The 12955-nt window shown below is 47.8% G+C and carries 15 protein-coding genes; 11 read left to right on the forward strand and 4 right to left on the reverse strand.

Annotation, left to right across the window (positions count from 1 at the left end; genetic code table 11):
* The 3 genes from PLH26_RS14615 to PLH26_RS14625 form a co-directional block, all read right to left on the reverse strand.
* Positions 1–1186: FHA domain-containing protein (locus PLH26_RS14615; RefSeq protein ID WP_324586772.1), on the reverse strand; the 1186-nt coding region annotated here is incomplete at its 3' end.
* 278 nt (positions 1187–1464) lie between these two features.
* Complete coding sequence (locus PLH26_RS14620; RefSeq protein WP_324586773.1) at positions 1465–2508, reverse strand: cytochrome-c peroxidase; 1044 nt, start codon at positions 2506–2508, stop codon at positions 1465–1467.
* Complete coding sequence (locus PLH26_RS14625; RefSeq protein WP_324586774.1) at positions 2505–3275, reverse strand: MbnP family protein; 771 nt, start codon at positions 3273–3275, stop codon at positions 2505–2507. The genes PLH26_RS14620 and PLH26_RS14625 overlap by 4 nt, the downstream gene beginning before the upstream one ends.
* A 239-nt stretch (positions 3276–3514) precedes the next feature.
* Between PLH26_RS14625 and atpD the strand changes: the two genes are divergently transcribed.
* The 9 genes from atpD to PLH26_RS14670 are packed head-to-tail and all read left to right on the forward strand — an operon-like array spanning position 3515 to position 10148.
* Positions 3515–4894 (forward strand): F0F1 ATP synthase subunit beta, encoded by a 1380-nt coding sequence (atpD, locus tag PLH26_RS14630; protein WP_324586775.1) that lies wholly within the window; start codon positions 3515–3517, stop codon positions 4892–4894.
* Between the two features lies 1 nt (position 4895).
* Positions 4896–5297, forward strand: coding sequence for a F0F1 ATP synthase subunit epsilon (locus PLH26_RS14635; RefSeq protein ID WP_324586776.1), 402 nt, complete (start codon positions 4896–4898; stop codon positions 5295–5297).
* Complete coding sequence (locus PLH26_RS14640) at positions 5275–5622, forward strand: AtpZ/AtpI family protein (RefSeq protein WP_324586777.1); 348 nt, start codon at positions 5275–5277, stop codon at positions 5620–5622. The genes PLH26_RS14635 and PLH26_RS14640 overlap by 23 nt, the downstream gene beginning before the upstream one ends.
* Entirely contained in the window at positions 5619–5915 is a 297-nt protein-coding gene (locus PLH26_RS14645; RefSeq protein WP_324586778.1) for an N-ATPase subunit AtpR, read from the forward strand. Before PLH26_RS14640 ends, PLH26_RS14645 begins: the two co-directional genes overlap by 4 nt.
* 11 nt (positions 5916–5926) lie before the next feature.
* A complete protein-coding gene (locus tag PLH26_RS14650) occupies positions 5927–6610 on the forward strand; it encodes a F0F1 ATP synthase subunit A (RefSeq protein ID WP_324586779.1) in 684 nt (227 codons plus the stop codon).
* A gap of 19 nt (positions 6611–6629) precedes the next feature.
* On the forward strand, positions 6630–6899 hold the full coding sequence (locus PLH26_RS14655) for a F0F1 ATP synthase subunit C (protein WP_324586780.1): 270 nt from the start codon (positions 6630–6632) through the stop codon (positions 6897–6899).
* 14 nt (positions 6900–6913) lie between these two features.
* A complete protein-coding gene (locus PLH26_RS14660; protein WP_324586781.1) occupies positions 6914–7669 on the forward strand; it encodes a F0F1 ATP synthase subunit delta in 756 nt (251 codons plus the stop codon).
* 23 nt (positions 7670–7692) lie between these two features.
* Positions 7693–9243: an alternate F1F0 ATPase, F1 subunit alpha gene (locus PLH26_RS14665; RefSeq protein WP_324586782.1), complete on the forward strand. Its 1551-nt coding sequence runs from the start codon at positions 7693–7695 to the stop codon at positions 9241–9243.
* A gap of 17 nt (positions 9244–9260) precedes the next feature.
* Positions 9261–10148 carry a F0F1 ATP synthase subunit gamma gene (locus PLH26_RS14670; RefSeq protein ID WP_324586783.1) on the forward strand — a complete coding sequence of 296 codons (888 nt, stop codon included), beginning with the start codon at positions 9261–9263 and terminating at the stop codon, positions 10146–10148.
* A gap of 17 nt (positions 10149–10165) precedes the next feature.
* On the opposite strand, the gene arfB is transcribed toward PLH26_RS14670, so the two are convergent.
* Positions 10166–10573: an alternative ribosome rescue aminoacyl-tRNA hydrolase ArfB gene (gene arfB / locus PLH26_RS14675; RefSeq protein ID WP_324586784.1), complete on the reverse strand. Its 408-nt coding sequence runs from the start codon at positions 10571–10573 to the stop codon at positions 10166–10168.
* Between the two features lie 236 nt (positions 10574–10809).
* Between arfB and dtd the strand changes: the two genes are divergently transcribed.
* Both dtd and PLH26_RS14685 read left to right on the forward strand, forming a co-directional pair.
* Entirely contained in the window at positions 10810–11262 is a 453-nt protein-coding gene (gene dtd, locus PLH26_RS14680) for a D-aminoacyl-tRNA deacylase (protein ID WP_324586785.1), read from the forward strand.
* A 101-nt stretch (positions 11263–11363) separates the two neighbouring features.
* The gene (locus PLH26_RS14685; RefSeq protein WP_324586786.1) at positions 11364–12365 is read left to right on the forward strand and encodes an AAA family ATPase; all 1002 of its coding nucleotides are present in this window, start codon (positions 11364–11366) and stop codon (positions 12363–12365) included.
* Positions 12366–12955: the final 590 nt, after the last annotated feature.

Here is a 12955-nt window from a genome sequence, read left to right on the forward strand (position 1 = left end):
TGTTGGCAAAAGTAACATCCAGGTAGGCAGAGCGGCCGTCAATCATTTTAACGCCCGACTGGATCAGTTGCCTGTTGTAGTTCATGGCTTCTGCAGGCACCCAATTGCTTACCTGCTCCCGGCTGATGCGTACATTTTCGTTTACAGCAAGCTCTCCCTTCTCATTCATTCCAACGAGCAGTCCCGGGAAAGCATCGGGCGGAAACTGGTAGGAAGTGAGCCAGGGCGTTGCTACATGGCGGTTGGTCATAATGAATCCGCGTTCATCCACCACAAAGCCGGTTCCCGTGCCAAAGCCTCCTATGGGCCGCAAGTCGGCGCCCTGCGGGGCTGCGCTTTGCGTAGAGAGCCAGGGTTCTGCCGTACCGCTGTTGTTGGTAACATAAGCTGCTGCATATACAGTGCCCTGCGGTGTTTTTTGCGGCAGGTATACATGGTAGAGCTGCTCGCCGGTATTGGTCAGCTCCAGCTTCCAGCCCAGTTCTATAGATACCACTTTGGTTTCATTGGCTTTGTTGATCTGGGCAGCAGAAAGCGCTCCCGCCCTCGCCGAAGAATCTGTATTGGCGCCGATATGGATCACCTGCGATGTGGAGCGATTGGAGTATATCAGCCAGCCGGCTGTTCCCATAAGGATCAGCAATGCTGCAACTGCAACAACAATGCCTTTACGGCTCTTTCTTTCGGATTGCTCTATCATATGCAGCATCGTTTGCTTACCAATGGGTTCTTTGGCCCGCGTGCCGTTAGCAGTAGTAGGAGCACTGTTGTGCAACTTTGTTTCCCCAGATGAAATATCCGTCGCATCCAATACACGCGTTTTTTTGATGTGGGAAGCGGGTACAGGGTCCAGGTTGAATTCTAAAAGGGGGCCTTCTTTGCCCAGCCGGATGGTATCTCCGGTTGTGAGTGCCGTTGTTTCCGTGATAATATTCCCGTTCACATAGGTGCCGTTCTTGCTTCGCAGATCGGTTATTTCATAGGTATCCGGCACATGCGGATTTACGCGGATATCGCAATGTTGCCGGCTAACAATATCATTTGCCGGATCGAAGGCGATAAGGTTGGCGTTACCCCTTCCGATGGTAATGTTGAGGGTAGGGATTGCCGTAAATTTTTCAGTTTGTCCTTTCTTTTGTCCATCCATATAGCGGATGAGAACAGTTGCGGGATTTTGCGTGCTCATAATTTTTTTTTGACGGGTGTAAGAAAAGATTCAGGGCGTTTTTGCTGCCAGGCCAGATGGAATTTCATAAAATGCGCCTTTTCATGCAGAATGAAGGCGCTTTGGCTTATATCGGCATAAAGCCCAAAATGTAATCAGCAAAAGCAATTTTTTTTTGGGATCGAAGCAGAATGTGGTGGCCGTAAAGCAATATACGTTGGCGTCCTGCTCCGCTGTGTACGGGAAGTTATCGGTTAAATTATGGCCGGGAATATATAAATGGGGGGATCTGCCGTGTTTTATTCGGCTGCTGCAAAGTTTTTATTGTTAATGAACGCAGAGTCGGTAAGTGTACGTAAAAAAGCCAGCAGATCCAGTTTTTCATAGTCGCTGACCGGTATGTTATCTTTTACCAGCGGATCGGTAGTAGGCCCGTTCACTACAGCCGAACGGTAATGGTCTATAACGGCGCCAACCGAATAAAAGCGACCATCGTGTCCGTAGGGAAAAGTGGCGTATACATTTCTGAGGCTGGGCACTTTAAACTTCAGCGAATCGGCGGGGTTGCCGGTAATATGCATACGTCCTATATCTTTTAATATATCATTTACAGGAAGTCCGGTATTGCGGAATGAATTATCTGTGAACAATGGCTCCGCATGACAGGCAGCGCATTTGGCCTGAAAAACCCCGTAGCCGGCTGCCTCGGCTTCCGTAAAAGAAGCCGTTCCTCTTTTTACTTTATCGTATTTGGAATCGGCCGAAACCAGCATGGCAACAAACTGTGTTAGTGCTTTGAGCATTCTTTGCGAATTGATCTCTTCATCGCCAAAAACCGTTTTGAACATTTGCCTGTAAGCGGCATCATCCTTTAGTTTGGCGATGACATTGTCTATGGTTTCCGCCATTTCATTTTCAGCAACGATGGGCGCCAGCGGCTGCACTTCTATATGGTTGATGCCTCCATCCCAGTGAAGTTCCTTCATCCATGCTACATTAAACAGGCCGGGGGCATTGCGGGTGGTGAACTGGTTATTGAAACCATGACTAAAAGGATGATCAAAAGTGGCAAACGCGGCAAACTGCTGATGGCAGGATGCGCAGGGAAAATTACCGTCTCTGGAAAGCCGTCCGTCAAAAAACAGTTTTTTCCCCAGTTCAAAGCCCTGTTGTGTAAGCGGGTTGTTTTCAAATTTATAAACAGGCTCGGGGAAACCCTCGGGAACAGTGAATTGCAGCGGTATAAGCGCCGGGCTGGCGTTGCCCTGCTTTTTACAGGCCTCCAGGAATAAAAAACCGGCAAGCAGAACAACAAGGATTGATATGGCTGTGCGCTGCATCATTCTTCCGTGATTGAAGCAATGCTGAATAGGGCAGCATAATTATCGGCATATAATTTGGCCAACGCGCCGGGGCTGTGTACAAAAGCATTGGAAGCAATGGGTAAAGCATGTGCCCCGTGGAACCATTTATCAATATCGGCATTAACAAGGATGGTTACGGTGCGGTTATCCTTTAATGTTACCTTCCGGTTTTGCGGTGCAAAGAGTGAAATGGAGCGCATGGTTTTGTTCTCACCGCTAAACCCACCGATATGGTAAGTGAAGTTACCATCCGGAACAGCAGAATAAGAAGAAGACCCTTCAAGCTTGGCCATAATATAGCCGCTGTTCCACGTCCAGAACATACCCCTGGCAGGGTCGAGATCGCCGCTCTGAGCGCCGCTTACATTGTCTAAACTGTCTATTCCTATCTGAAAAGAAAGACCATTGAAGGTGTTTTGGCCGGTAGAAACAGAAAAGGAAAGCGTATTGTCAATGGCAGCATCCACGAGGCGGTACTTGACTTCACTGGTTACCGGCACATCTGTATTGTTGTTTTTAAGCGATAAAGCGCCGATATAAAATCTAAAAGCGGTAACGGTATAATCTTCATCAAAAACATTGGTATAGGGTTGGCTGAATGCCAAAGGCTGGTCCTGCACCACAGGCTGGAATACGATGTGTACAGTATAGGACTTTCCCGTACCGTCATCATTTTTCAATTCTTTCTGGCAAGCAGAAAACAGGGCAATACAGAATACCGCGATATATGCTAAATATGTTTTCATGCCGGGTATTTAAAGATAATATTAAAAAGGGAGAAAGAAAACGGGTTGTTGTATTTTGTAAAAATCATAATACAGGAAGAAGCGAAACAAATGGGCTTTTCATTAAGATTATAACTTCTGCTGTGCAAAATATGAGTATCTTTAAATGAGCATACAGACATAAATTTTCGGGTATTCCTTTATGAAGGGAATTGCACTTAAGGCAACCCCGGTTCCCGACGCCTCTTAAACCAGTTCACATGTATAAAGAAATTCACGGCGAAGTTATTGCTGTAGGCGGAAGTGTGGTAGATATAAAATTCCACCATTCGCTTCCTGCTATTCAAACCATGGTTTTTGCACAGACCGGCAACCGAAGCATACCGGTTGAGATAATGGACCAGTTAGATAAAGATCGTGCCCGTGGGATAGCGCTTACTCCTACTGATACGCTGGCGAGAGGCGCTGCAGTAACCGATACCGGAGAGCCGCTTACCGTATGCGTGGGAGAAGCCACGCTCGGGCACATGTTTAATGTTTTTGGAGAACCTATCGACGGCACTCCCCTACCGGGGGGTATCCCGCGCAGAAGCATTCATGCTGATCCGCCTCCCCTGAACAGGTTATCAACAGAAAGCGAGATCTTTGAAACAGGTATCAAAGCGATAGATCTGCTCACTCCACTGGAACGGGGAGGTAAGGCAGGATTGTTCGGCGGCGCAGGCGTAGGGAAAACGGTATTGCTTACTGAAATGATCCACAACATGGCAGGCAAACACAAGGGAGTAAGCTTGTTTTGCGGTATAGGCGAACGTAGCCGTGAGGGTTACGAGCTATACCATGAGATGGACGAAGCCGGCGTGTTGCCTGATATGGCTATGCTGTTCGGTCAAATGAATGAACCGCCGGGTGCACGCTTCCGCATCGGTAATGCAGCATTGTCTGCTGCCGAATATTTCCGCGATGAGGAAAATCGCGATGTATTGCTTCTTATTGATAATGTATTCCGGTTTTTGCAGGCAGGTATGGAGGTTTCCGGGCTTTTGGGACGAATGCCCTCGAGGCTGGGCTATCAGCCCACCATGGCCACCGAGCTGGCCAAGCTACAGGAGCGCATCGCCAACACCCAAACCGGCGCCATAACATCCATCCAGGCGGTGTATGTTCCTGCTGATGACATGACTGACCCCGCGGCAGTACATATCTTCTCACATCTTTCAGCATCTATCGTGCTCTCCCGGAAACGGGCGGGCGAAGGTCTTTATCCTGCTGTTGATCTTCTTCAATCCAATTCAAGAATGATGGCGAGAAGTGTGGTAGGTGAAAGGCATTATTCATTGGCCCGCGAAGTGCGGTCGGTACTGGCGCAATATGAAGAGCTGAAGGATATTATTTCAATGCTCGGCATGGAGCAGCTTTCGCCTGAAGATGTGAACCTGGTGAACCGGGCACGCAAGCTGGAACGTTTTCTTACCCAGCCTTTTTTTACCACAGAGCAATTCAGCGGCACACCGGGCAAAGTGGTTTCCCTGGAACAGGCGCTCAACGGTTGCGAGCGCATATTGCGCGATGAATTCAGGGAGGTTCCCGAAAGCGCTTTTTATATGATCGGATCTATTGACGAAATAAAAATCAAATAGCATGGCAGATGAACTGCAACTGAAAATACTGTTGCCTCACGCCATCTTCCTGGAGAAGGGCGGCGTGGTGAATGTGCAGGTAGAAACCACGGCAGGTGCCTATGGTTTTCTTCCGCAGCGCCTTGATTGTATGGCGTCGGTTGCACCGGGTTTGCTTACTTATATTACTGCTGATGGGAAAGAGTATCATGTTGCGGTTGACCGCGGCCTGCTCGTGAAGGCCGGAAAAACGATTTCACTGGTGGTTCGGAATGCCATCGGCGGATCGGATCTCGGCGAGTTACATAAAAGCATCAATGAAAAGTTCCGTAAGCTGGATGACCTGGAACAGGAGTCGCGCAGAGTGATGTCATACCTGGAAACCGGGTTTATTCGCAACTTTGAAAAACTTGCTACCGACTGAAGTGATGGAAAATCAGCAAAAAACCGATTTCGGCAGAACGGTTGAACGTGTAGAACGGCGCAAGCTGGAGGCCCGCCGCCGGCCAAAACGAAGCATTTGGCTGGGATTGGGATTAATGGGAGCGGTAGGATGGTCAGTGGCAATTCCTACCGTGGCGTGCACCGCACTGGGGATCTGGCTTGACCGTGTGTATCCGCAATCTTTTTCGTGGACGCTGAGTCTGCTGATAGGGGGGCTGCTATTGGGGTGCCTGGTGGCATATAACTGGATAAAAAAAGAAACAGATTCTATTGAAGACAACGAAAATCAAAATCAAGATACATGAACAGCTGGATGATACTGATCTCATTTACAGCGGGTCTGGCAAGTGGTTTTTTATTTTATGGCGGGCTTTGGATGACGGTTAAAAAAGGAATGAGCATGAAGCGGCCGCAGCTGTTGTTCGCGGTCAGCTTCCTGCTGCGTAGCGTTATCGTGATCATTACATTTTATTTTGCAGGTTCGGGCCAGTGGCAAAGGATCGTTATCTGTGCGGTGGGGTTGCTCATTGCCAGAGTGATCGTTACCTATGCCACCAGGGAAAAGCAACGGACGCTTACCCCTTTTACGAAGCAATGAATTGTTGAACGATGAATATTACTCCTGATCAAATTGTTTACCTGCGCTATGGGCCTTTTACATTGAATGCCACGATTCTCATGACCTGGTTGGTTATGGCTGTGCTGGTGCTCGCATCATGGCTTATTACGCGCAATATGAAGCCCGATGCGCCGGTAACCGGAAAACAGGGGATGCTGGAGATGGTTGTATTGATGATCAACGGGCAGATTGAAGAGCTGGGATTGAAGAAACCAGCACACTATATCAGCCTGATCGGCACGTTGTTTTTATTTATACTGATCTCGAATCTGTCCGTTGTTTTTCCGGGTTACCGCCCGCCCACCGGTTCGCTGTCTACGACGGCAGCACTGGCGATCTGTGTGTTCCTTGCCGTACCCGTTTATAACATTGCAAGCATAGGGTTAAAAAAATACCTGAAGAGTTATGCGAAACCCAACCCGGTGATGATACCTTTCAATATTATCGGTGAAGTATCCCGGACACTGTCGCTCTCCTTCCGTTTATTCGGAAATATCATGAGCGGTGAGATGATTGCCAGTATCCTGCTGACACTTACGCCATTCTTCTTTCCTGTTGTTATGAATCTTTTTGGTATTCTTACAGGAACAATACAGGCGTATATTTTCGCTGTTCTTGCCGCGGTGTACATCGCAGCGGCAGGAACAAGCAGCAGCAATAACCAAGATTTTTAACCATTAATAAATAACGAATATGGATCCATTATCATCAATTGCAATCGCCTCCATTGTTACTGCGGGCATTACGACCGGCATTGGTGTAATAGCGCCATCGCTGGGAGAAGGAAGGGCAGTTGCTGCGGCGCTTAATTCCATTGCACAGCAGCCCGATGCTTCGTCTAATATTTCCAGGACATTATTCGTTGGGCTTGCCATGATAGAATCATCAGGGATTTATTGCTTTGTTATTTCGATGATCCTGATCTTTGCCAATCCCTTCTGGAATCATTTTATAAGCGGCTAAATTCAGATGCTGTTATGCTGATCGACTGGTTTACCGTTATTGCACAGATCGTCAACTTTCTGATCCTGGTGCTGTTGCTGAGGCGTTTTTTGTATAGGCCCGTGCTGAATGCCATCGAAGCCCGGAAAAACAAAATTGCCGCAGAAGTGCAGGCAGCAGAAAATTTACGTGCAGCAGCAGAAAAAATAAAAGGTGAATATGAACTAAAAATTGAAAGCCTTGAAAGTGAGCGCAACACGCTGATCGCAGCTGCACGTGAAGAAGCGCTTATGGAACGGGATCAACGCATGGAAGAAGTGAAGCAGGAAACGGAAGCGCTTCGCCAGCGGCTGATGCAATCCTTTAACGACCAGCAACAGGCGATTGAAAAACGGATAGGCCGGAAGGCCCGGGAGGAAGTGCTCGCCATTACCCGAAAAGTATTTTCAGACCTGGCTTCAAAAGATCTTGAAGAATTTATCATTGAAGGGTTTCTCCGGCAACTGGAAACTTCGGAAAAGGAAACCTGGCAGTCTTACATACACCACAATAAAAAAGATGCTGCCCGGATCGTAGTGTGTACGGCTTTCGAGCTCCAGCTACGGTACAAACAACGCATAGCCGAAGTACTGAACAAAACTACCGGGTTGAAAGATATTCAACTGGTGTTCAGGGTCAAGAGCGACCTCGTTTGCGGCATAGAACTGCAGATCAACGACTATACACTTGACTGGAACTTCGCAAGCTATCACCAGTCCATTCACGAAAAATTAAATCAGGAGGATGTGTAGCACGGCTTTCTGATATTGCTTTTATGGTAAAGGAAACGAATCTTCAGGATAATGTAGACCGGGTGTTTGAGATTTTTCGCAAAAGTGTAAATACCCTGTCTGCTTCGCTCGCTCCGCGTGAAACCGGGGAGGTAAAAAGCATCCATTCGGGTATTGCGAGGATATCGGGGCTTCCCGGAGTAGGATATCAGGAGTTAGTGAGATTTCCCTCTGATATTTATGGTATCGCCATGGATCTGAAAGAGGATGAAGTTGGCGTAGTGCTGCTCGGGGATGATGCGCTGCTGAAAGCGGGTGATGATGTGAAACGAACCGGCCGAACGCTCGACGTGCCGGTAGGAGAAGCATTGCTTGGACGTGTTATCAATCCAATAGGAAATCCTGTGGATGGGAAAGCCGCGATTGCCTATGCCGAACGTTTACCGGTTGAACGGCCTGCACCGGCAATAATGCACCGTGCACCTATCAATAAGCCGCTGCAAACCGGAATAAAGGTGGTGGATGCCATGATACCGATCGGACGCGGACAACGTGAGCTGATCCTGGGCGACCGTCAGACGGGTAAAACGGCTATTGGTATCGATACCATCCTCAACCAGCGCGGCAAAGATGTGATATGCGTGTATTGCGCGATCGGTCAGCGGGCGGCTGCTGTGGCACAAACCATCGCACGGCTGGAAGAACATGAGGCTATGAATTATACGGTGGTGGTGGTTACCGATGGCAACGACCCGGCAGGTTTGCAGTACATAGCACCATACGCCGCAACAAGCATTGCAGAATATTTTATGGAAAGAGGGAGAGATGTGCTGATCGTATATGATGATCTTACCAAACATGCGCGTGCTTACCGGGAAATGTCGTTACTATTGCAGCGCCCGCCCGGAAGGGAAGCTTTCCCCGGGGATATCTTTTACCTGCATTCCCGCTTGCTGGAACGTTCTACACATCTTAACGATGAACGCGGTGGCGGCTCATTAACGGCGTTGCCTATTGTGGAAACGGAAGCGCAGAACATGTCGGCCTATATTCCAACCAACCTGATATCCATCACCGACGGTCAATTATATCTGTCTCCAAAATTATTCGGACTGGGCATCCTGCCGGCAGTGGATGTTGGCAGGTCGGTTTCCAGGGTTGGCGGTAAAGCGCAGTGGAAAGTATTCCGGAAGCTGGCGGGAACACTGAAGCTCACCTATGCGCAATTTGAAGAGCTGGAATCTTTTGCACGGTTTGGTGCGCGCCTGGATGAGGATACCAGGAAACGGATGGAACATGGCAGGCGCATTCGTTTGAGCCTTATCCAATCCGAGCTCCATCCATTATCGGCAGGTGCGCAGGTATTGGTATTGCTGGCGCTGAAACATCATCTGATGGATAAAATCCCTGAGGAAAACATGCAGGAAGCCCAGGATGAGCTGTATACAGCAGCGGACAGCCTGCCCGGCAACCTTACTGCCCGGGTGTTTGAGCAGGGCGACCTTAATGCTGAGGATGAGGAAGCGCTGCTGGAACGGGTACGGTTTGTGTTGGATAAATTTCTCTTACACAAAACAACTGACATTTCAATATAGCCTACAATGATCAGAATATGGAAGTTTCCCCCGAAAAAATACAGCGCAAGATTAAGCAGGCAGGTGACCTGGGATCAGTGGTAAAAATGATGAAAGCTATTGCCTCGTCAAAAATAAGCGAGTACCAGCAGGCAACCAAAGCGCTTGACGCATTTTACCGCACATTGCTGCTCGGTATGCATGCTTATCTCCGTCACCATCCTGCTGCAGGTATAACTCAATATCCTGGTGGCATTCAGGAGGAAGGAAGTGCTGTTTTTTTGCTCTTCGGCTCTGACCAGGGGCTGGTAGGTCCATTCAATAATACGATCGTTGAATTCTTTAAACAGAGCCGGCCGGCAGATATAAAGCGTTATAAGCTTTGGGCAATAGGCGATCGTGTGGGTTTTATTTTGAAAGACCAGGGCATACCGGTTGATATCACTTTTCCGGTACCGCATTCAGTCGAAAACATCACCGCTTTCGTAGGGAATGTATTGTCGGCATTCGATACCATAAAAGATAAAGAGCATATTGCCCGGATATATGCGTTCTTTAACAGACCGGGCAAATTTGAAGGCTACACTCCGGTGCGCAGGCAGATACTACCCATCGGGAAGGAATGGCGTGCACGTGCCATACAGGTGCAATGGCCGTCGAACCATTTTCCGCAGATCATCGGAGATCATACGGAGGTATTTTCTACGCTTTTCCGCGAATACCTGTTTACCTCCTTTTACAGGGCCTGCGCTTTTTCTTTGAGCAGTGAAAATACCAGCAGGCTGAACGCTATGATACGGGCTGAGAACAATATTGAGGAGATCAGTGAGAAGCTGCAAATGAGCTATCACCAGTCGCGGCAGGATGCCATAGATACCGAATTGTTTGACGTGGTTGCAGGCTTTAAATTTCTTTCATCCTCTTAATGGACCCGGCGTTATTATCACTCCTCCGGTCTCACCTTCCGCCTCCCTTCCTTTATTTGCGCCTTTATTTTCTTTTCGTCCAACCGCTTTTGCTTAGCGGCTTTGCTGGGTTTGCCGGCAATTCTTTTACGGGGCTTTACTAAGGATTGGTTAATGAGCCCGTTCATTTTTTTTACCACCAGTTGCTTATTCCCCAACTGCGTGCGCTCTGCCTGCGATTTCACCAGCAATAGTCCTTCGGCATTGATTTTATTGCTGAGCTTTTGCTTTACCAATTGCTTCTGTTCGTCATCCAGCAGGCCCGACCGGTCAATATCAAAATATCCTTCCACCATGGTCTCCACCTTGTTTACGTTTTGACCGCCTTTACCGCCGCTCCTGGCAGTTTTAAATACTATTTCCTTATGAACGTCTATCTTGTTCATGCTGCTGTTGTTAATTATATTATGTCATAGCTCATCGCGGAAGTGAAAGGACACATAAGTATTTCACGTTTCACGCCTATCATCTCACCATCAGCATAACGCTGCGTTATCTGAACCCTGCCGGTTATTTGTCAGCTGTTTCAAATACACCAGGGGCATTGGATCGTACACGAAAATTAGATTTTTTCCGCCAATTTGTTTTCACATTAACTTGCAGCAGTTCAAAATGATTATTCATGCGCGCAGTAATACAACGTGTTTCGGAAGCTTCGGTAACAGCAGAAGGAAAAATAACCGGCATTATTAAGAATGGGTTGCTGGTATTATTGGGTATAGCCGATACCGATAATACGGAAGACCTGGAATGGCTAAGCGCCAAGATGGTGAATATGCGTATTTTTAATGATGCGCAGGGTGTAATGAACGTAAGCATAAAAGATGCCGGCGGCGATATACTGCTGGTGAGCCAGTTTACTTTGCATGCTTCTACCAAAAAAGGTAACCGGCCCTCCTACAGCAGGGCCGGTAAAGGAGATTTTGCAATGCCCCTGTATAAAAAAATGATAGTGCAACTGGAAAAGGACCTGGGTAAAAAGATACAGACCGGTATTTTTGGGGCCGATATGCAGGTGGCGCTGATCAACGACGGACCGGTTACCATAATAATGGATTCCAGGAACAGGGAATGACCTGTTTGATGATTTTTGGCAAAGGCTTTGCAACTTCAGACGTATCATTGCGTTAGAGATCGGATGGTTAAAGCCTTATATATAAATCCGCTTTATACATTATGTTACAAACTGCAGAAGATATCCGCCGGTTGAATGAAAGGATACAGGAGGCCGGTTCCTTTGTTGATCGTTTGGAAAGCGAAATCGCTAAGATCATTGTTGGCCAGCAATATATGGTCAGCCGGCTGCTGATCGGGCTGTTGAGCAATGGGCATGTGTTGCTGGAAGGCGTGCCGGGACTGGCCAAAACGCTTTCTATAAAATCGCTGTCCCAGGCGGTGAATGCCAAATTCAGCCGCATACAGTTTACGCCCGACCTGTTGCCTGCCGACGTAATTGGCACCATGATCTATCACCAGCAAAAGCATGAATTTGTGGTGCGCAAGGGTCCCATTTTTGCCAATTTTATTTTGGCCGATGAGATCAACCGGGCCCCTGCCAAGGTGCAGAGCGCCCTGCTGGAAGCCATGCAGGAAAGGCAGGTGACCATCGGGGAATCTACCTATAAACTGGATGAGCCTTTTTTGGTGCTGGCCACGCAAAATCCCATTGACCAGGAAGGCACTTATCCCTTACCGGAAGCACAGGTTGACCGCTTTATGCTGAAAGTGATCATAGATTATCCCGGCAGGGAAGAAGAACTGCTTATTGTTCGCCAAAATTTGAACCGCAGCAAAATGCCCGATGTAAAACAGGTGGTGAGCACACTGGAAGTATTACAGGCAAGAGATTTGGTGAGAGAGGTATACATGGATGAAAAGATAGAAAATTATATACTCGATATTGTTTTCGCCACACGCAATCCATCACAATACCGGTTAGATAAGTTAAAGCCGCTGATCGCGTATGGTGGTTCACCCAGGGCATCCATTAACCTGGCGCTGGCGGCCAAAGCACATGCTTTTTTAAGCAAGCGCGGGTATGTAATTCCCGAAGATGTAAGAAACATTGCCAAAGATGTGATACGCCACCGTATAGGGCTGACCTATGAGGCGGAAGCTGAAAACATTAATGCAGAAATTGTGGTTGAAGAAATATTAGGGGCGGTAAATGTGCCGTGAGAAGCGATGGAGGCGGTCGGTACCCGACAAAGGAGGGTCAGACCGCGGATGAGATAGATGGTTCGTTCCCCGCCACGGCGGGCAGGCTCACCATGACAAATTAAATCCGAAGCCTGAAGCACGAAATTCGAAGAAATACAACATTAAATAAAAAACTAAAAACCATAAACTCCGGGGAATGCGGTCGGCACCCGGCAAAGGAGGGTCAGACCGCATTGGGAGAATACAAAGAACCAAATCACAAAAAACAAATAAATTTCAAATTTCAAATCCGAAGCCTGAAGCACGAAATCCGAAGAAATACAACATTAAACTAAAAACCATAAACTAAAAATTAAAAGAGAAAAATGAGCAGTGAAAACAGGAGGATGCAGCTTATGATTAGTAATTACGCACCTGATAGCTGACACCTGATACCTGATAGTCTCCCCAATATGAAAGCAAAAAAACGCGTTAGCGCTGCAGGTGCAGACAACACTTTAAGCGTAGCAGACATACTAAAGAAAGTAAAAGAGCTGGAGATCAGGAGCAAAAGGCTCACTACCAATCTCTTTACCGGCGAATACCATACGGCGTTCAAAGGCAGGGGA

This window comes from Agriterribacter sp., assembly GCF_035444585.1.
Taxonomy (GTDB): domain Bacteria; phylum Bacteroidota; class Bacteroidia; order Chitinophagales; family Chitinophagaceae; genus Agriterribacter.